At 61.2% G+C, this 19,851-nt stretch carries 17 protein-coding genes; 11 read left to right on the forward strand and 6 right to left on the reverse strand.

Annotation, left to right across the window (positions count from 1 at the left end; all coding sequences use genetic code 11):
* Positions 1-25: 25 nt before the first annotated feature.
* Both P0204_RS17180 and P0204_RS17185 read right to left on the reverse strand, forming a co-directional pair.
* Positions 26-466, reverse strand: a complete 441-nt coding sequence (locus P0204_RS17180) for an arsenate-mycothiol transferase ArsC (RefSeq protein WP_276223954.1) — start codon at positions 464-466, stop codon at positions 26-28.
* On the reverse strand, positions 463-861 hold the full coding sequence (locus P0204_RS17185; protein WP_276223955.1) for an ArsR/SmtB family transcription factor: 399 nt from the start codon (positions 859-861) through the stop codon (positions 463-465). The genes P0204_RS17180 and P0204_RS17185 overlap by 4 nt, the downstream gene beginning before the upstream one ends.
* Before the next feature lie 196 nt (positions 862-1,057).
* Between P0204_RS17185 and P0204_RS17190 the strand changes: the two genes are divergently transcribed.
* Positions 1,058-2,629 (forward strand): methyl-accepting chemotaxis protein, encoded by a 1,572-nt coding sequence (locus P0204_RS17190; RefSeq protein ID WP_276223956.1) that lies wholly within the window; start codon positions 1,058-1,060, stop codon positions 2,627-2,629.
* Positions 2,630-3,013: 384 nt separating this feature from the next.
* On the opposite strand, the gene P0204_RS17195 is transcribed toward P0204_RS17190, so the two are convergent.
* A complete protein-coding gene (locus P0204_RS17195) occupies positions 3,014-4,669 on the reverse strand; it encodes a sensor histidine kinase (protein ID WP_276223957.1) in 1,656 nt (551 codons plus the stop codon).
* A gap of 1,261 nt (positions 4,670-5,930) precedes the next feature.
* Between P0204_RS17195 and P0204_RS17200 the strand changes: the two genes are divergently transcribed.
* Entirely contained in the window at positions 5,931-6,752 is an 822-nt protein-coding gene (locus P0204_RS17200) for an SDR family NAD(P)-dependent oxidoreductase (RefSeq protein WP_276223958.1), read from the forward strand.
* A gap of 1 nt (position 6,753) precedes the next feature.
* On the opposite strand, the gene P0204_RS17205 is transcribed toward P0204_RS17200, so the two are convergent.
* Positions 6,754-7,056, reverse strand: coding sequence for an L-rhamnose mutarotase (locus P0204_RS17205; protein ID WP_276223959.1), 303 nt, complete (start codon positions 7,054-7,056; stop codon positions 6,754-6,756).
* Between the two features lie 78 nt (positions 7,057-7,134).
* Between P0204_RS17205 and P0204_RS17210 the strand changes: the two genes are divergently transcribed.
* Complete coding sequence (locus tag P0204_RS17210) at positions 7,135-8,004, forward strand: amidohydrolase family protein (protein ID WP_276223960.1); 870 nt, start codon at positions 7,135-7,137, stop codon at positions 8,002-8,004.
* Between the two features lie 18 nt (positions 8,005-8,022).
* Here the strand turns inward: P0204_RS17210 and P0204_RS17215 are convergent, their stop codons facing one another.
* Both P0204_RS17215 and P0204_RS17220 read right to left on the reverse strand, forming a co-directional pair.
* A complete protein-coding gene (locus tag P0204_RS17215) occupies positions 8,023-10,203 on the reverse strand; it encodes an LUD domain-containing protein (RefSeq protein WP_276223962.1) in 2,181 nt (726 codons plus the stop codon).
* A 2-nt stretch (positions 10,204-10,205) separates the two neighbouring features.
* Positions 10,206-10,727, reverse strand: a complete 522-nt coding sequence (locus tag P0204_RS17220) for an LUD domain-containing protein (protein WP_276223963.1) — start codon at positions 10,725-10,727, stop codon at positions 10,206-10,208.
* Between the two features lie 262 nt (positions 10,728-10,989).
* On the opposite strand from P0204_RS17220, the gene P0204_RS17225 reads away from it, so the two are divergent.
* The 8 genes from P0204_RS17225 to P0204_RS17260 all read left to right on the forward strand — a co-directional run bounded on the left by P0204_RS17225 (position 10,990) and on the right by P0204_RS17260 (position 19,817).
* Positions 10,990-12,378, forward strand: a complete 1,389-nt coding sequence (locus P0204_RS17225; protein WP_276223997.1) for an ABC transporter substrate-binding protein — start codon at positions 10,990-10,992, stop codon at positions 12,376-12,378.
* A 59-nt stretch (positions 12,379-12,437) separates the two neighbouring features.
* Entirely contained in the window at positions 12,438-13,367 is a 930-nt protein-coding gene (locus P0204_RS17230) for a carbohydrate ABC transporter permease (RefSeq protein ID WP_276223965.1), read from the forward strand.
* Positions 13,364-14,329 carry a carbohydrate ABC transporter permease gene (locus tag P0204_RS17235; RefSeq protein WP_276223967.1) on the forward strand — a complete coding sequence of 322 codons (966 nt, stop codon included), beginning with the start codon at positions 13,364-13,366 and terminating at the stop codon, positions 14,327-14,329. Before P0204_RS17230 ends, P0204_RS17235 begins: the two co-directional genes overlap by 4 nt.
* A gap of 63 nt (positions 14,330-14,392) precedes the next feature.
* Complete coding sequence (locus tag P0204_RS17240; protein ID WP_276223969.1) at positions 14,393-15,559, forward strand: ABC transporter ATP-binding protein; 1,167 nt, start codon at positions 14,393-14,395, stop codon at positions 15,557-15,559.
* A gap of 33 nt (positions 15,560-15,592) precedes the next feature.
* The gene (gene rhcE, locus P0204_RS17245) at positions 15,593-16,621 is read left to right on the forward strand and encodes a 2-keto-3-deoxy-L-rhamnonate dehydrogenase (protein ID WP_276223970.1); all 1,029 of its coding nucleotides are present in this window, start codon (positions 15,593-15,595) and stop codon (positions 16,619-16,621) included.
* Between the two features lie 113 nt (positions 16,622-16,734).
* On the forward strand, positions 16,735-17,940 hold the full coding sequence (gene rhcD / locus P0204_RS17250) for an L-rhamnonate dehydratase (RefSeq protein WP_276223971.1): 1,206 nt from the start codon (positions 16,735-16,737) through the stop codon (positions 17,938-17,940).
* A gap of 2 nt (positions 17,941-17,942) precedes the next feature.
* Entirely contained in the window at positions 17,943-18,974 is a 1,032-nt protein-coding gene (locus P0204_RS17255; protein WP_276223972.1) for an LLM class flavin-dependent oxidoreductase, read from the forward strand.
* A gap of 84 nt (positions 18,975-19,058) precedes the next feature.
* Positions 19,059-19,817: an IclR family transcriptional regulator gene (locus P0204_RS17260; RefSeq protein WP_276223975.1), complete on the forward strand. Its 759-nt coding sequence runs from the start codon at positions 19,059-19,061 to the stop codon at positions 19,815-19,817.
* Positions 19,818-19,851 lie beyond the last annotated feature (34 nt).

Consider the following 19,851-nt stretch of genomic DNA (forward strand, 5'->3'; position numbering starts at 1 on the left):
CGACTCCGCCGAGACGGGGGTCATTTCAGGCATCTCTTGGGATCTCTCGTTCGATTTCATCGAAAAGCGCAGTCACGCGGTCCCGGATCTCGTCGCGGATCTCCCGGACACGGTCGAGGTCGTTTCCATCAGGATCAGCAAGCGCCCAGTCGCGGACGTCGACATCGCTAGCCGGGTCGAGTTCGAGCGTCGAACAACCCATGGTCGCGACGTACTCACACGATTCGAGTTCGGCCGTCGATATCTCCCGGGGTGTTCGGTCCGAGAGGTCGAATCCGTCCTCCCGCATTACCTCGACGACAACGTCGTGAACGCGCTCGGCAGGACTGGTCCCACCCGTGAGGATTTCGATGTCGGCTTCGAGTCCCCGGCGTTCCCGCTCGCGCTCGGCGTACGCGGTCGACATCTGTGATCGCCCGGCGTTCTGGACGCATACGAACGCCACACGAATCGGTGTGTCGGTCATCGGTCGCCCTCTTGCGTTTCGTCGAGGGCAGCCAGAAGCGCCTCGGCCCGTGGAGTCGTCTCGTAGTACCTCCACGTTCCGTCCTTGCGACGCGTGACGAGTCCGGCGTCGTAGAGGTCTGAGAGCGCGTGGCTGATCGCACTGTCACTGACCGCGAAGACGGGATTGATCTCACAGACACACACTTCTCGATCCGCGGCGTTCAGCAACCGGACGATGTTGTATCGTGTTTCGTTTCCGAGGGTTTTGAGCGCCGTGAGATCGGCGTCGGGGCTCTCCGGAGCCGCTGACTGATACGAGCGCAACGAATCGAGCCGGTCTTCGACGTCGGCTTCACAGCATCCACCGTTTTCTTCGGTGATGAGTCGTTCGAGCCGGCCCGTTTGGGAGCCCATGACTGAGTAGTTGAACAGTCATTCAGATAACTGTGTCGGGATCGAGACGGTAATTATTGCGATTGCGAGCCATTTATGCTTGCGTAGTATGATTACAGGTCACATGTTACACCTGTTCTCGACCGTCAGTGCTGACGAGTCCGACTCAGCCGGGGAGTCTTCCCCTCACAGCCAGTGGGACAGCCGGGATGGCTGTTTGGTTGATAGTGACGAGGAGGTCGAGAAGGCGATCGACTCTCCGTTCGAGACAGCCGAGGCAGACGCGCTGTTGTGTAGCTATCTCCGGTTCTCCCCCGATCCGATCTTTGTCGTGGACGCCGAGGGACGGTTCGTCTACTCGAACAGTGGCTGTCGCGAGCTCTTCGACAGGGCCGTCGGTGAACTCATGGACACGAACCTTTTCGAGTACGATAACGCCGACAACACGGCGATGCGGAAGGTACTCGATACGGGCGAACCCCTGTGTGGGCTCGACCAGGAGATCGTCACCGACGACGGTGAGACGATTTCGGTCGAGCGGTATCTCTACCCGTTGTTCGACGATACCGGCACGCTGGTCGGCGGGATCGAGATCAACCGCGACGTCTCCGAGCGTGTCAGCGCACAGCGCCGGGAGGCACAACTCGAAGAGTTGCGTGCCTACCAGTCGGATGTCGCCGCGGAGTTCGGGGAGTGGCTCGCCGCACTCAGCCGCGGGAATTACGCTATCGACCCGTCGGTCCCCGAACCCGACGCCGATTTCGAGGACATCACTGCCGTCTACGAGGTGTTCGACTCGATGGCCGACAACCTCGGTGTAGCGGTCGACAGCACCAACGACATGCTGGCCGATGTCGAGCGTGGTGCCGCCCAGCTCGACACCCTCAGCGACCGTCTCGGAACCGCCGCCACCGAGACCGAGAACGCGGCCGCTCGCATCGACGACTACAGTACCGACGCCGCGGCGACGGTCAGCGAACAGGTCGAGACCGCTGGGGCGGCCGAGCAGTCTGCGACGGACCTCTCGGCGTCTATCGAGGAGATAACCGCGACCACACAGAAGATCTCCGAACAGGCATCACAGGCTCGGTCGCTGGCTGATACGGGGACCGAGTCGGCGGAGACCGCAGTAAACCGGATGGACGCCGCCGTCGATAGCGCCGAAGAGAACCTCGACCACGTCAGCAACCTCGAAGCGCAGATGGAAAACATCGAGGAGATGACCGAGATGATCGCGGACATCGCCGAGGAGACGAATTTACTGGCGTTAAACGCCAACATCGAGGCCGCACACACCGACGGCGACGGAGACGGATTCGGCGTCGTCGCCGACGAAATAAAGGCGCTCGCCGAGGAGTCGAAAACCGCGGTCGAAGAGATTTCGGCAACACTCGACTCGCTCCGTACGGATATCGAATCGACGACGGCGGCGATCGAGCACAGTAGTGCGGAGATCGAAGCCGGTGCCGACGCCGTGTCGGACGTTGTCGACCACATCGAGGAGATAGACACGGCGATCGAGGAAACCGAGACGGGGATCGTCCAGATCGCCGATGCGACCGACGATCAGGCCGAGAACGCACAGACAGTCAAAACCACCGTCGAAGCGGTCGCCGACCAGAGCCGACAGGTCGACGACCACATGACTGATATCTCGACCGAGGTCGATCAACAGACCGAGAACGTCGACAACGTCAAGCGCGTCTCCGAGACGATCGACACCCTCTCGGATGAGCTCCACGACGACCTGTCGGCGTTTACACTCGCCGACACCGACGAGGACGGGTAGAGAGATACCGGGGTCACCCGGACAGGGGTCGTCGAAGGCTCACAGCTCGAAACCGACGGTGGTCAGACCGAGGAACCGAGTAGTTCTGGACCCCGAGTCCGTGGCTGTACTCACACAGTGACGAACGGTTCTGAACCGGCAGCCACACCCCGCGATTCCCGGGGTGTACAGTATCGTCCAACGCAGCGTCTCCTCTCGACACCGGTTCCGACGGGTTCGACCGGCTCGGGGACTCCTCGATCGGATCTAGCGGAACTACCACCCGACCGTGGTCGGCTTCGATACGCTCCGCATTGATCTCGAAGACAGTCGCCAGCAGTTCCTGGATCACGGTGTTTCTGGCGGACCGCGCATGGGTCGTCCCTTCGCTGAGGGGAGTCGAGGCTACTGTTCGAGCGTACTGACACCCGAGACGATGATGCGGATGCCGTCTTGATACGACTGATCGAGTGTGGCCTCCCAGCCGTGAGTCTCGGCGAGCATCCGAAGATTCGGGAGCGTCAGCCCGGCTTCGGCGTCGGGAATCGCGCTGCCGTACTCGAAATACGACGCCGGATCGGTGTCGCCAGTCGGCGTTCCGTCATCGGTAATCGTAAACCCACGATCTGTGGCAGTGACGGTGATCTCGGTCGCGCCGTTGTGTGCGCCGAACCTGAATGCGTTGACGAACAGTGTCTGCAGTCGCTCGGGGTCAGCCGTAAGCTCGGCATCAGTGTCGATCGAGAGGGTAACGTCCTCGACGTCGGCGATCGCCCACGCCTCTTCGGCGATACTCCCGATATTGACCGTCCTGGCCTCGTGGTCTTCGACACTTTGTCCGTACCGGGCGAGTTTCGCCAGATCGTCGACGATATCGGCCATCCGATCGGACGTGTCCGAAGCGGTTTGTAAGGACTCACGCGCTAGATTCACCTCACCGTCATCGATCGCGGTGCCAGCGATATCGACTCTGGCGCTGAGAATTTGCAGCGTATTGAGTAGCTCGTGTCGGATTGCGGCGGCGAACCCCTCCAGTTGCTCGTTTTGCCGTTCCAGTTCCCGGCGCTGTCGTTCGGTGCGAGTCACCTCGGAAAAGAGTACCATCCGCCCGATATCGGTCTGCCCTAGCGAGAAACGCGTATCGCTGACCAGATAGTGCTCGGTTTCACCGTCGTCGGTCCGGTCGAGAATCCAGTTCCGGTCACCCAGTTCCGTGTTCGCCGGCGGGACGACAGCGTCCAGCGGTTCCCCCGTTGCTCCATCCAGAGCCGGAAAGAGCCGCTCGGCGCGTCTGTTGTAGTGACTGATCCGATCGTCGGTATCCAGATAGATGATCGGCGCGTCGACACCGCTCGTGAGCTGGACGGCGAGAAACTCCTCCTCAAAAACGTAGAGGACGCCGATCGCGAAGACGGCCACTCCGAGCGGCTCATAGTTGATATCGATGAGGAAGTCGCTCGCGAAGCCGACGATATCGAACACGACCGGTAAACCGGTGATTCCGACGAGTGCCGCCAGCGGTCGCGTGTCGTAGTCGGCATCCAGAAACAGTTCGTACAACATGAAGAAGCCGACCGCGACGAGGGCGTACGAGAGGCCGGTGACGACCCAGTGGAAAGTGCCGTGCATGATCGTCAGATGCGGGAACGGCGTGGTGACGAAGGCCGTCTGGAAGTACCAGCCGTGGAGCGGATTCGTGAGTTTCACTGCGACGATCGCGAGATACAGTCCCACTGCGAGACGCCTGTATAACGCGTCCCGGTGGAATGAACGTCCGGTGTAGGCGGAGGCGAAGTAGAGCCAGGCGCCGACGGTGGTGAGTCCGACGATCAGACTGAGCGTGTAGGCCCCGTAGCGCAGCGCAGGCGTCGGAGCGACGAGAAAGGCCAGTTGTAGTGCTGCCCAGCCGCCGCTTCCGACCAACAATGCGACCAACCCTCGCCGGGTGTCCAGGTCCGTGATCTGTCTGGCACGGCCGACTGCGACCCCACAGCCGAGCGCTGCGAGCCCGTAGGCGAAAACATACGACAGAAATGCCAGAGGAACACCGAAAATATCCATCTACAAGGTATACGTGCCCAACTGGCTTGATTCCTGTGCCGAACTTTCGACAATTGATACTCGCCCCACCGCGACAGTCCAGTCCCGCTGGACGGATGAACTCCAGGATGTGAGGGGACTCCAACGCGGAGTGGCTGTGTCCGTCACGCGATTCGTTGACGGCACTGGCCGTTGTGTCTTCCGACACTAGTTTGAGATCGCCGTTCCCCTGGCCTCGAATCGAGCACATCGGTAGTTGATCTGTTCCGACCGCCGTCTTCTCCTCGTCGAGGGCTCGATTGTCCAGTTCTATTCTGACGATCGCCATTCATAATTCGTTTATTCGAATGTGTGGGTACAAGATCTATATTAAAGTTAAACGGAGAGAATATACCACCAATTACGATTATACACTCAGATTTAGAAAATATACTGGGTTATATACGAGAAACATATCCTAATTCGGGTTGGATGTAACTGTATTCTCTGATCTGTTAGCCGAACCGCCGCCGCCGATCTCCCTCGCATCTTTCCACGTCCCTTCCACATCAACGATATAACAAGCCCTGCCATAGAATAACGTGTGTACTTGTGTTATGTGATGGCAGTACCGCCGGCAACTCTGTATCGTGTGTCCGGCTATCCGTTTCCCATCGAATTCCGAACTGTGTCGGCTTGAGCGGATATACTCCGGTATTACCGGAAAAGTCGGCCACTGACCCAGATTCTGCTGGTTGCGGCAGATCCTTGTGTACCGTAAAGTATCGGCGCTACTGAAGAACAACGCGTACCCGACCGCATCCGCGGTGGTGCCGATCAGCAGATAATCCATTCTGATCGGTATAGAACGATGTGCCAATGATCTCTCGATCGAGACGGGGAGGGATTCACATGAAAAGACTACATTGGACGAACTACACCTGTCCCCTCGTTCTGACCGTCCAGTCGTGAGCGCAATCAGATCGTCCGAAACAACCGGGATTCCTCCGGTGTTGTCCCTACTGTCCGATAATAACAGAGAATATCCGATATTAACGGACTTATCACGGTACGAGGAATCCAGTCACAGGCTCTCGTCGTGGCTCGATATCGAGAGTATGAAGCCGTTGAGGGGCTGCTACTCCACCTAGAACGCCCGAGCGGAACAAACGCCACTCGCTACCATGGCAGTCGCTAACAGTTTTCGATGGAATCTGATCCGGTAATATCGGATCCTGGAAAATATCCCTCCTAACGGCCCCACACCTACACGTTTACGTATATCCGCCACAGAGCGGGAGATATGTCTGCAGGAGAGTCAGACGATCGTTCGAGCGAGTTCGATTCGCGCCTCACCGACCGCCATATCGTCGTCACGGGTGGCGCACAGGGAATCGGGCGCGGTATCGTCCTGCGATGTGCGCAGGCCGGTGCTGACGTTACGATCTTCGATATCGACACCGAGACAGCCGGTGAGACGGCTGTTCGGGTTCGAGAGACCGGGAGTGAGGCGACAGTGGTCGAAGTCGACGTGGCCGACGCGGACTCCGTCGACAGCGGTGTTGCGGACGCCCGTGGTGCTCTCGGTCCGATCCACGGCGTCGTCAACAATGCAGGAATCCAGCGATCGGTCCCGCTCTTGGACACGAGCGAAGCCGAATGGGACAGACATTTCGCAGTCAATACGAAAGGGGCCTTTTTCGTCGCCAAACGGGTCGCCGAGCAGATGATCGCCGACGATATCGCGGGACGAATCGTCAATATCTCGTCTGTCGGAGCGGAACGCCCGTTCACTGGACAGGGAGCCTACGGGGCATCGAAGGCGGCGGTACTGGCACTAACGACGGTCTTGGCGAAGGAACTCGCCGAACACGGGATCACGGCGAACGCGATCAAGCCCGGAACTGTCGAGACACCGATGGTCGATACGTGGCTCTCGGAGAAAGCAGCACTGAGCGACCAGTCGGAAGCGGAGATCCTCTCTGAATCGCTCGCGACACATATCCTCGATAGACCGGGACACCCAGAGGAGATCGGCCACATGGCAGTGCTGTTGCTCTCAGACGAAGGGGAGTGGATAACCGGGGAGTCAATCGCCGTCGATGGTGGGTATCTGGAGGCTTGACTCAGATCATCCGGTAGACCTCGTCCATCCACGGATCGTCCTCGTCGAGGAGGATGGGGTCCATCACCTGATCCCACTCCGCCTGCGCGTCGCTCTCCGCCATGATCTCCTTGATCACCGACGGGTCCTCGACTTCCATGAACCCGAAGACGTGTCCCTCTTTCTCGAACACGCTGTATGTCTCGATACCCGCATCGGAATCGAGATATGCGGACTCCAAGGCGTCGGGGACGTCCTCGTGTTCCTCGCGGTACGCCTCTCGCTGTCCCTCCGTGATGCGGAGGTGAAACGCTATGCGTGGCATACGCTTCACAATTCTGGCACACTCGGGCTTAGTTTTTCTGTGGTAAGATTTAGTAGCCCGAACGACGACACTCGTGGTATGTTTGATACCCATACCCACGCCTGGGGGCCTGCCACCGACGACCACCCGTGGGTGAACGGGCCGATACTGGACCTCGTCGACGCCTTCGACGTTCACACAGTCTACACAGCCGACCGGTTGCTGGCCGACATGGACCGGAACGGTATCGACGAGGCCGTCGTCGTCGGATACCCGATCTGTGACTGGACGGACAACTGGTACACGCGAGAGGTCGTGGCCGAGTCCGATCGGCTGTCCGGTATCGTGATGCTCGATCCGTTCGCGGAGGACGCGCCAGCCCACCTCCGACAGTGTCTGGAGACCGATGGGGTTCTCGGATTTCGGCTGGGCGCGGCGTGTCCTTACGATCGGATGTGGGAGACGTTCGATCCGGACGCGACCTGGCTTCGGGAGTCACTTCAGGAGACTGCGTTCTGGGATGCCGCCGTCGAAACCGACGCCGTCGTTCAACTCCTCTGTGACCATAGCCAACTGGACCAGGCCCTCGAAGTCGTCGAAGCGTATCCGGAACTCACCTATCTCTTCGACCACTTCGCACACGCTGGCCCCGAGACGCCGATCGAATCTGGGACGTTCGCACAGTTCGCTGACCTCGCTACCTACGACAATGTCGCGGTGAAAGTCTCCGAGATACCGCACATGTCCGACGCTGCGTTCCCGTACACCGACATGCACGACCACGTCCGATGGTTCCTAGACGCGTTCGGTCGGGACCGCGTGGTCTGGGGCTCTGACTTCCCTAACGTCAGCGACGTTGCCACCTATCCCGAGTCGTACAACTGGCTCCGACAGGTCGATTCGCTGTCGAAGAAAGACCGCCAGTGGATCACGGGGCGGGCGTTCCGCCGGCACGTCGGCCTCGGGTGATGGGTCCGGTGACGCCGGCTACTCTGCCAGTAGTTCGATCGGATGACTGGGGTGTCGTTCGAGCAGTGCGTCGATCTGTTCGAGACAGGAGGTCCCGCTGGCGACGACTCGGCGATCCTGTACCCCGTTGGCCTCCAACTGCTCCCGGAGCCGGTCACCGACATCCATGCTGAGTTCGTAGTAGTCGGACTTGTAGCCGAAGCTCCCGGCCATCCCGCAACACTCGACGTCCGAGGTCACGACGTCGTACCCACACTGCTCCAGGACGGCGACGGTATGGGCTTCGAGGCCGAGCGTCCGCTGTTGACAGTGGCTGTGGTACGCGAGCGCTTCGTCGTCCCCGCTCGGGAGCTGACCTACCGCGGCACCGTTTTCGAGGAGTCCGTAGACGTACTCGAACACTTCGTAGCTGTTCTCGGCGAGATCGGTAAACGTCGCTTCGTCCAGCAGTTTCTCGTACTCACGCTGGAACATCGCGTGGTCACTCGGTTCGATGACGATCACGTCTCGCCCGTCGTCGACGTGCGGTGCCAGCGTCTCGGTGACTCGCTGTGCGTGGGTCCGGGCCGTCGCAACCATCCCCTGAGACAGGGGCGCGCGGCCGCTCGACGCGACGGCCGGAACGACCACGTCGACACCTAACGCTTCGAGGACTTTCACGGCCGCCTTCCCCCGGCTGACCTGGACGTGGTTCGTATAGAGGTCCGGATAGACCACGGCCCGTCGCTGGGGGTCCTCGACAGTCGAGTCGCGGTTTCGAGCCCAGTCGACGAACGTCTCGCGCTCGAAGCTCGGCAGCTCACGCCGGGGGTCGATATCCAGCGCCCAGGCCATCGCCTTCCGTGACAACCCGGTACTGGCGAGCCAGTTCGACACGGGTGCGGTCGCCGTTCCCAGTTTGGCGACAGTCTCGAAGTTCCCGAAGAACCGCTTCTGGAGGGACGGCGAGTCGGGCTCGGCGTCGGGAGTGAGCCCGTCGACAAGCCAGTCGGCGGGTTCGTCGCCCTCGCGGTTGATCCGATCACGGACGACCGTGTTGATCCACGGGATGTCGATCTCGACCGGACAGGCGTTCACACAGCGGCTACACCCAGTACAGAGGTCGTTGAACTCCGCTGCCACGTCGAGGCCCTCGATACCTGCTTCCCAGCCGGTTGCGATCCCACCGGAGTACGTCTCACCGCCGAAGGCGTGTCCGCCCACGCTCTGGAAGTTCGCACAGGAGTTCGCACAGGCCGAACAGCGGATACAGTACAGCGTCTCCCGCAGTTGGTCGTCCTCCCGCATCGCCATCCGGCCGTTGTCGATCAACACGAGGTGGAACTCCCGGTCGGTATCGAACTCCGAGAGCGGCGTCTCGTCGTCGTCGAAGTCGACGACCGGTGTCTCGACCGGTGGCGTCAACAGCGAGACATACGAGGTGATGTCCTGTCCGGTGCCCGACCGGCCGATGAGTTCGACGAACGGGTGGAGGTCCCCGACCGTCGGGATCACCTTCTCCACGCCCGCAACAGCGACGTGGGTGTCGGTGGCCGCGACGGTCTTCCGTGCGTTGCCTTCGCTCGTGACCAGCGCCATGGTCCCCGACTCCGCCGTGACGAAGTTCGCACCGGTCAGTCCGACCTCGGCGTCGACGATTTTCTCACCCAACTTCTCGCGAGCAAAGCGGGTCAGCTCCTCGGCAGTCTCCAGCGGCTCGTCGGGGTCGAACACTTCGTTGAACAGTTCGGCGATGCTCTCGCGGGACTTGTGGATCGCCGGCGCGACGATGTGTGACGGGGCCTCGTCGGCTACCTGCAGGACCCACTCGCCGAGATCCGTCTCGACGACGTCGACACCGTCGGCTTCGAGCGTGTCGTTGACCTCGATCTCCTCGCTGGTCATCGATTTACTCTTGACGACGCGGTCGGCGTCTCGGTCCGCGACCACCTCGCGGATGTAGTCGTTCGCGTCGGCAGCGTCGTCGGCTAGGTACACTGTCCCGCCGTTCTCCTCGACAGTTTCGGTCAGCTCGTCGAGCAGTTCCGGCAGCCGTTCGATCGCGTCCTCCTTGATCGCGCGGGCCTCGGACTTCAGTTCCTCGTAGTCGGATAGCTCCGCGACCGAGCGGTACCGCCCTTCGTTGAATCCCTGGGTGTTCTCGGCGACTGCTGCCCCCTCGGTCCGCATCAGTTCACGGAGCTCGTCTGCGGTAGCCATCGTTACTCACCCCCCTCGACGACGATGACGTGGACTGTCTCCGGGCCGTGTGCCCCCTTGACGAGCGCCCCCATGTCGGCCGTCGCGCTCGGCCCCGTTGCGATGATCGTACTCCCGCGTGTCCGAGCGAGCGTCTTTTCGAGGGTTTCGACGGCTTCGTCCATGTCCGGAGCGATATCGTCTTCGTGGAGCAACGCGACGTGACGCTCGACGAACAGACTCACCAACTCGCTCCCGTCACCGGTCGAAGTCAACGCGAGCGAGCCGTAGTCACCGATTCCGAGTTCGGCGACCGAGACACCTGTCGTGGCTGCTTCGAGGGCCGCCGGCGTGGGATCGAGGTCGATCCCGGCCTCCGCGAGCGGGAAGTCCCCGTGTGCGAACTCTTCGCCTGGGGAGACGCCCACAGCTGGTTCGACGACCGCCTCGTCGATGGCCGCAGGAACCCCCGCCCGATCTGTGCTCGTAACGGTCACGCCTAGTTCGTCGAGAGATGCCGCGAAGGGTGAGTCGCTTTCGGTCATTCGTGTCCGAACTTCAGGACCGCTCCATCATTTAGTTTTGGTTAGTATACGGGCCTGTTCGTCGCGGTTCCGACCCGTTCGACCCTTGTCTCCGCCCGGTTCAGTGGGGCGGAGATGTCGGCAATTTCCTGAAACCGACACTGTAAATTCCGGTAAATTTATTATATACAACACGCCTTCTACAAGATAGCGTATCATGACAACCGATGGCTCACCCACTGGACTCGACAGGCGACAATATCTGACTGGACTCGGCACCGCGATGGCCGCCGGCCTCGCCGGGTGTGGCGGTGACGGCGGGAGCGGTGGCAGCGGCGGCAGTGGCGGCGACGGTGGAAGCGGTGACGGCGGCTCCGGACCACAGGACCTCGACTTCTGGTTGTTCGGCGGCATCCCGGCCGAACGGGAGTACATCAGTGGACACTACGACAACTACGAGACACACAACGTCAGCTACCAGCACCAGGAGTGGGGACAGAAGTACCAGATCATCGCCTCTGCGGCGGCCAACGACAACCTGCCTCACGTGATGGCCGGCCAGTGTCAACAGATCCCCGACTACGTCGGCGCAGGAGCGATCCAGCCCCTCGACCAGGACGCGTACCAGGACCAACTCGAGGAGGTCAACAGCCACTTTATCCAGGCCAACATCGACACCGTCGTCTACGAGGGCCTCGGCGAAACGAGCGGCGAGCGTCAGTGGGGCCTTCCAGGGGGCTATGCCGACCTTGGACCGTTCGTGGACATCAGGACGGACTATCTGGAGCAGACGAGCTTCGATCAGCCCCCACGGAACTGGCCCGAACTCCTGCAACTGGGCCAGGAGATGCAGGAAATCGACGAGGTATCGGCGGCGATCACCGCGCCGGGAACGGACTTCGGTCTGACGACGGGGTATTTCATCGGCTTCGTGTACGCCAACGGCGGCCGGTACTTCGACCCCGAGACGATGGAAGCGACCGTCGATCAGCCCGGTTTCGTCGACGCCGTGAAACTGTATCAGGACATCGCCGAGGCGGGTCTGTTTCCGGACTCGATGGCGGAGAACAACCACATCGCGGCCGGTCGACTGCTCCGTGAGGGTGAGTCGGGAATCCTCATCACCTACTCGCACGCGAACGCGATCTACCAAACGACCGGAGCACCCCAGCCGTGGCTCGACGGCGAAGGACATACCGTTACCCGAGCGCCGTTGCCCGAATCCCCTTCGGGGAACTTCGAACCCCGGGACCTCCTGTTGCAGAACGCCCAGGGCTTTATGCTGGGTGCCGGGTCCGGAAGCGGGGCCGAACAGGACGCCGCCTTCGACTACATCAACTGGTGGAACCAGCCCGATCAACTCGCCCCCTGGACCTACAGCGCGGACGCCGACGTCGGGATTCGGGGTCGGGTTCCCACGCTACAGAGCGCCTTCGAGGACCCGAGCGATCTGTTCCAGAGCCAGTTCGGCGACCTCGTGACGCTCTACGAGAACGACGATCTGTTCACCCGAACCTCCCGGTTCCCTTCGTTTTCGGGCATCGCGCAGATGCAGAGCATCATCAACACCCAGGTCATCCAGCCAGTGGTGCTCGGCAACGCGACGGCAGAAGAGGCCTGTAGCAGTGCCAACTCCCAGATCCAGGAAGTCGTCGACGAGAACATCGCCTGAGCGGGCGGGAGATATTCTCATTGGAACCCACTCACAATGGAGGTAGATACGATTCAACCATGAGTTACGTAGACCACGCACAGTCGTCCTACGAGAACGTGGCTAGACACGTTCCGGAGAGTCTCCGGGTGTACCTGCCGATCCTGCCAGTGATGACGCTGGTCGGGGTGTTCATCCTCTACCCCATCGCGCAGGCGATCTACTCCAGTTTCTTCACGAAGAGCCTGCTCCAGCCCGACCAGGCTGAGTTCGTCGGGTTGGCGAACTACGTGGAGATCTGGACGGACCCGGACATTCATCAGGTCCTCTGGAACACGGCTATCTGGGTGACCGTCGGCAGTCTGGTAGCGATTGTCCTCGGGTTTCTGATGGGGTGGCTTCTCGACGAGAAGCTCCCGTATACGAGTGTCGCGAGCGCGATCGTGTTGATCCCGTGGGTGCTCCCACGGGTCGTCGGCGCGTCGATCTGGCAGTTCATGTTCGGCGGCTCACAGGGGATTATCAACGAACTGCTGGTCCAGATCGGTATCGTCGACGAGTATATCGTCATGCTGGGGTCGACGGAGCTGTCGCTGTGGCCGCCCATCATCGGGATGATCTGGCGGCTCGCACCGTTGTTCGCGCTTCTCACGCTGACATCGCTCCAGGGTATCGACGAGCACCTCTACGAGGCTGCGCGGATGGACGGTGCCACGCCGTGGGAGCAGTTCCGGTACATTACGATCCCGATGATGAAGTACAACCTCGCTATCGGCTTCCTCCTGATGTTGATCTACAACGTCAGGAACTTCTCGATGGTGTGGGTGATGACCAAGGGCGGTCCCGGGGTCTCCAGTAGTACGCTCCCGGTGATGATCTACCGGTCGGCGTTCGTCGACTTCGAGGTCGGGTTCGCTTCCGCACTCTCGGTGATGTTGTTCGTCGTGCTGCTGGTGTTCTCGTACTACTACATCCAGTTCTACGACAAGGTTCAGGGTGAAATGTCATGACGACACAAGATACAGATCCGACAGCAGAGTTCCGGAAGAACCAGTCGTGGCTCTACGACTCGAAAGCGGGTGGCTACGTCCGGAAGACGGCAATCGGCCTCCTGACGCTCCTCATCGGTTCGTTCATCCTGTTCCCGCTGTACTGGATGGTCGTGACCGCGTTCAAGACGACGTCGGAGATCCAGCAGATTCCACCGACAGTCTTCCCGAACGACTTCTCGTTCGAGGGGTTCCGGCTCGTCATCGAGTCGTCGATCCAGGCGGGCGGGTACGCCGGGGTGGTCCAGAACCTGTTCGGAGTCACGGTGACCTCGGCGATCGACATCAACCTCCTGGGACTCGTTCTCAGCAGCCTCAAGGTCGCCGTCGGGGCCGGGGTCATCGCCGTCGTTCTCGGAACGGGGGCCTCGTACGTCCTCTCGCGCCGTGACTTCCGCGGGAAGAACCTCCTGATGAGCCTCCTGTTAGCTTCGTTGATGTTTCCGGGAACCGCAATCATGGTTCCCGAGTGGGAGCTCATCTCGTATCTCGGACTGTTCAACACGCATCTCGCGCTCGTCCTCATCTACGGCGCGATGACTGCGCCGTTCGTGGTCTGGCTCATGAAGGGCTTTTTCGACGACTTCCCGGACTCGATCCTCGAAGCCTCTCGGATCGACCAGTGTACGCCCTTCGAGACGTTCTGGTACGTGCTCGTCCCGATGGCGCGGAACTCGCTCATCGCCTCCTTCATCTTCGCGTTCCTGCTCGCGTGGAACGAACTGGTGTTCGCGCTGACGCTGCTTGACAACTCGAAGTTCACTGTCCCGCCGGGACTGCTGACCTTCGTGCAGGGGTTCAACACGCAGTGGAACGTCGTCGCGGCGGCCTCGATCATCGTCTCGATCCCGGTGCTCGCTGGCCTGGCCTACATCCAGCGATACTTCGTGCAGGGGCTCACTGGCGGCGCAATAAAGGGGTAATCCCCCTCTCAGCCCACCGACGGGACGCTAGCTTTAAGATGCGTTGGACGGTACCACTTTTCAATGACACACCTCGAACTAGATAGTGTCACGAAAGTGTTCGGCGATCCGTCCACGGACGGTGTCGTCGCGGTAAAGGACCTGCACATCGACGTCCCGGACGGTGAGTTCCTCGTCTTACTGGGACCCAGTGGCTGTGGGAAGACGACGACGCTCCGGATGATCGGCGGGCTCGAAGACCCGACGGAAGGGGAGGTCAGGTTCGACGGGACGGTCGTCAACGACGTGAAGGCCCGGAACCGTGACGTTGCCATGGTGTTCCAGGACTTCGCCCTGTACCCACACATGACTGTCCGTGAGAACCTCGGGTTCGGGCTCCGTCGGGAGGACAACGGCATGTCTGCCGACGAGATCAAGGGACGCGTCACCGAAGTCGCCGAGATGCTCGAGATCGAGGAGTTACTGAACAACAAGCCGGCACAGCTCTCGGGCGGCCAGAAACAGCGTGTCGCGCTCGGGCGCGCCATCATCCGCGAACCCCGGCTGTTCCTGTTCGACGAGCCGCTGGCGAATCTGGACGCCAAACTCCGGAAGACGATGCGGACGGAGATCGACGAACTCCAGTCGAAAGTCGGGATCACGTCGGCGTACGTGACCCACAACCAGGAGGAGGCGATGACGATCGCCGACAAGATCGCTGTTCTGAACGACGGGCAACTCCAGCAACTCGGATCACCCGATCAGGTCTTCAACGAGCCCACGAACCTCTTTGTCGCGCAGTTCGTCGGAAGCCCGGATATGAACCTCTTCGACGGGACCATCACCGACGGGGGTGACGCGTACCGTATCGACATGGACCTGCTCTCGTTCGACGTTCCGAAGGCCCTGGTCGATGCGGAGATCACGACCGAGGACGTTCTCGTGGGCTTTCGGCCACAGGACCTCTACCAGGCCCGGAACCGGGCAACCGACGGGCCGGAGTTCGACACCGATGTCCGTGTCGTCGAGCCGGTCGGGACCGAAGCGATCGTCCACAGCACGTCGCTCCTCGGGGACGTGACGGCGAAAGTCGGCAACTTCCACGACATCGAACCGACGGACCAACTGTCGCTCACCATCGCACCCGAACACGTCTACCTGTTCGACGCCGAGAGCGAGGCGCTACTGAAGGGACGGCTGGTGAGCGAGCGGGGTGACAATGAGGCATCGGTCGACAGCGTCGAAGCATAACCGCACGACCTCGGCACCTACCTACTACCAATCATGAAAGCAATCGTCCAGACAGGCCCCAAATCCGTGGAGATACAGGAACGAGACCAACCGACGATCGCCCCCGACGAGCTACTCGTCAAAGTGCATACCGCGGGGCTCTGTGGCAGCGATGCACACGCATACAAGTACGACGGCGGATACGAGTGGATCCCGATTCCGCGGATTATGGGCCACGAGTACTCCGGCGAGGTAACAGCGGTCGGCGACGACGTCGAGGGGTTCGCCCCGGGTGACAGGATCATCGAAGAACCGATACACGACTGTGGGCACTGCTTCCAGTGTAAGAACGGACAGCCGAACGTCTGTCAGAACTTCTCGATCACCGGGATGCACCGGGACGGAGCCTACGCCGAGTACGTCGCAGTCGCACCGGAACACGTCCACGCCGTCCCGGAGAGCGTCCCGCTTCGCCACGCTGCCATCACCGAACCGACGAGTATCGCGACACGTGCCGTGCTCGAACAGTCGGTGACGAAGCCGGGCGATACCGTTCTCGTAGAGGGGCCCGGTCCGATCGGCGTGCTCGTCGCCGCCGTCGCGGATTCGCTGGGAGCCAACGTCGTCGTCTCCGGACTCGATCAGGACGCGAGCTATCGCCTCCCGTTGCTCGAAGATCTCGGCATCCCGACTGTCGACGTCCAGTCCGCAGATCTCGACGCCGCAGCCGAACGCCACACCGACGGGATCGGTTTCGACGTCGTGTTCGATTCGACCGGCCACCACTCGGGTATCGTCACGGCGAACGACCACGTCCGGAAAGGTGGACAGATCGTCGTCGTCGGGATTCCGAACGACAGCAGCCAGGTAACGCTCACATCGACGGTCCGTGGCGAGGTCGACATCAACACCTCATATGGCTCGACGTGGACCAACTTCGAGCAGGCGCTCCGGCTGATGGAACGCGGAGAGATCGCCGTCGATGACATCATCGATACGTCCTACGACGTAGACGAGCCTCGGGACGCGTTCGAGGCGTTTCTCGCCTCCGAGACCTGCAAACCAGTCTTCCAGTTCAACTGACCACGACATCGGCGCCAGACCGTGACGCGGACGAGTAGTCACGACCGTTTCATCCGACCAGTGATCGGCGACAAAAAGACTTTAGCTACGCCGAACGGTCGTAGTATCGTACGATGGAGATTACAGACGTTTCAGCGACCAAAGTGAGCAACGAGTCTTGGGGTGAGTTCATCGAATTTCCCCTCGTCACCATCATGTCGAAGTACGACGAGTACCGTAACGTCGACGGCGAGAACCCCCAAGCACGACGGAAGTGGATGGGGCCAGTCGGCGACGTCGTCGTCGAAGTCGAGACCGACGCGGGGGTCACCGGGGTCGGTGTCGGGAACTGGGGGACAGGCGCCATCGCAACTGTCGTCGAGGAGACGCTCTCGAAGCTCGTGATCGGCGAGGACCCGACGCGGCGCGAGCGCCTCTGGGAGCAGATGTACCGGGCGACACTTCCCTACGGCCGGAAGGGCGTCGCCGTCATGGCGATCAGTGCCGTCGACCAGGCGCTGTGGGACATCGCCGGGAAAGAGGTCGGGAAACCCGTCTACGAACTGCTCGGCGGTCCCACGAAAGACGAGATTCCCGCCTACGCGTCTAATCTCCACCCTGTCGACATGGAGAAACTCGAACGCGAAGCCATCGAGTACGCCGAGGCGGGCTTCGACGCGGTGAAACTCCGTTTCCTCCACGGCCCGGAGGACGGCCGTTCGGGGATGGAGAAAAACGAAGAGATCGTCAAGACCGTCCGGGATGCCGTCGGCCACGAGATCGACATCGCGGGCGACGCCTACATGGGCTGGTCCGTGAACTACGCGAAAAAGATGACCCAGCGCCTCGGGAAGTACGACATGGCGTGGGTCGAGGAGCCGGTCATCGCCGACGACATCGACGGCTACGCGGAGGTTCGAGAGGCTGCACCGATGCCCATCTCCGGCGGCGAACACGAGTTCACACGCTGGGGCCACGAGGAACTGCTCGAACGCGAGGCCGTCGATATCCTCCAGCCCGACGTGGGCCGCGTCGGGGGGATTACGGAACTCCAGAAGGTCGCAGATATGGCGGAAGTCCACGACGTGCCCGTAGTTCCTCACGCCGGCACCAACCCGACACTCCACGCCATCGCAGGGCACACAAACATGCCGATGGCGGAGTACTTCCCGACGCCGGAGTGGTTCCAAGAGCAGCAGGAAGAACAGGAGTCGACCTACGCCGACGCCATCTTCGAGAACCCGCCCTCACCCGAGGACGGGTCGATCCCGCTGCCCGACGAACCCGGTGTTAGTACGCAGCTGAACCACGACGCACTCGAACACTTCGCGATCGAGTAACGATGGCTGATATCAAATTCGAATACAACGTTCCGGTGTTCGCGGGTGCGCCCGATGCCGGCGACGACGAGCCTGTCCACCGTGATACGCCGGAGTACGAGGTATTGGACTGGGAGACGACTCGCCGCGGTATCGAGAAAGCCGAGGAGTTGGGATTCGACGCCGCCTGGGCACCCGACCACCTGATGCTCGGTCGGGACCGTGCCGAGTACGAATGCTGGACGCTCCTGTCGGCGATGGCCGGCTTCACCGACGATATCAATATCGGGTCGCTCGTACTCTGTAACGACTACCGCAACCCGGCACTGGTCGCGAAGATGGCGGCCACGCTGGACGTCGTCTCCGAGGGCCGGCTCGAACTCGGCCTCGGTGCCGGCTGGCACGAACCGGAGTACGACGCCTACGGCTGGGAGTACCGTGACGGCTTCGAGCGGCTGATGCGGCTAGACGAGTCGATCCGGCTGATGAAACGGATGTGGGACGCCGGCGGCGACGGGGCGAGTTTCGACGGCGATCACTACCAGATCGAGGATGCGCCCTGCGCACCCACGCCAGTCCAGGAGCCTCACCCCGAGATCCTCGTCGGCGGGCAGGGCGAGGAGGTGACGCTGAAACTCGTCGCGAAACACGCCGACGTCTGGAACACGGACGTGTTCAACGGCGACGTCGACACGCTGGAACACAAGATCGACGTCATCGAGGACCACTGCGAGACTGTCGGTCGTGACTCCGACGAGATCGAGTACTCCTGGGACGGCCATGTTATCTGTACGCGCGACGAGGAGAAACTGGACCGGCTGCTGGACCTGATGCTCCCGATCCAGTTCGAGGAAGAGTACCAGGACCAGGCGCCGATCCGGACCGAGGAAGACGCCCGCGAGTACTTCGTTATGGGAACCCCCGAGGAGTGTGCCGAGGCGATCGACGCGCGGATCGACGCCGGCGTCACGAAGTTCCAGGGCTGGTTCATCGACTTCCCGGACACCGAGGGGATGGAACTGTTCGCCGACGAGGTCGTGTCGGAGTTCCGGTAACAGCGGCTTTTCGGGGCTGATATCCTCGGAGATGTATCCGGTAATAGCGGAACTTCTTTTGTCGAACCGTGTCTACTGTCGCATATGAGCCCGGAGGTCCCAGTCAAGGCGGCGAAGGTCTCACTGGAGATCGTCGAGTTACTCAGAGAGCGAGACGGTGCCGGTGTCTCGGACGTCGCAAACGCGCTTGACAAGCCGACGAGCACGGTCCACGACCACTTGCGAACGCTCGAAGAGGAACAGTATCTCGTCAAAGAGGACAGTCAGTACCACGTGAGTACCCGATTCCTGCAGTTGGGTGATCAAGCTCGGTCCCGCAAGAAGGTCTTCAAAATAGCGCGTCCGGAGGTCGAAGAGCTGGCAGAAACGACCGGGGAACACGCGAACTTGATGATCGAGGAACACGGTCTCGGCGTGTTTCTCTATCGAGCGCGTGGGCCGGACGCGGTGCAACTGGATACACACGCAGGGATGCGAGTCCCGCTCCAGACCACTGCCCTCGGAAAGACAATCATGGCCTTCCGGCCCCAATCGGAGGTCGAGGCGATCGTCGAACGGCACGGGCTTCCTGCGATCACGGACGAGACCATCACCGACCAGTCCGAACTATACGAGACGCTCGAAGACGTTCGTGAGCGGGGCTACGCCTACGACGACGAGGAACGCGTCAAAGGGATGCGATGTGTCGCTGCCCCGATACTAGACCAGGACGACCGTGCCATCGCGGCCGTGAGCGTCTCCGGCCCGAAGAGTCGGATGCAGGACGACCGCTTTACCGACGAAATCCCCTCACAGATCCTGCGCAGTGCGAACGTCGTCGAAGTAAACCTGACGTATTCGTGACCGCGGGCAAACACAACAATTAGGTTCCAGCGCT

Source organism: Haloarcula halophila (assembly GCF_029278565.1).
GTDB lineage: Archaea > Halobacteriota > Halobacteria > Halobacteriales > Haloarculaceae > Haloarcula > Haloarcula halophila.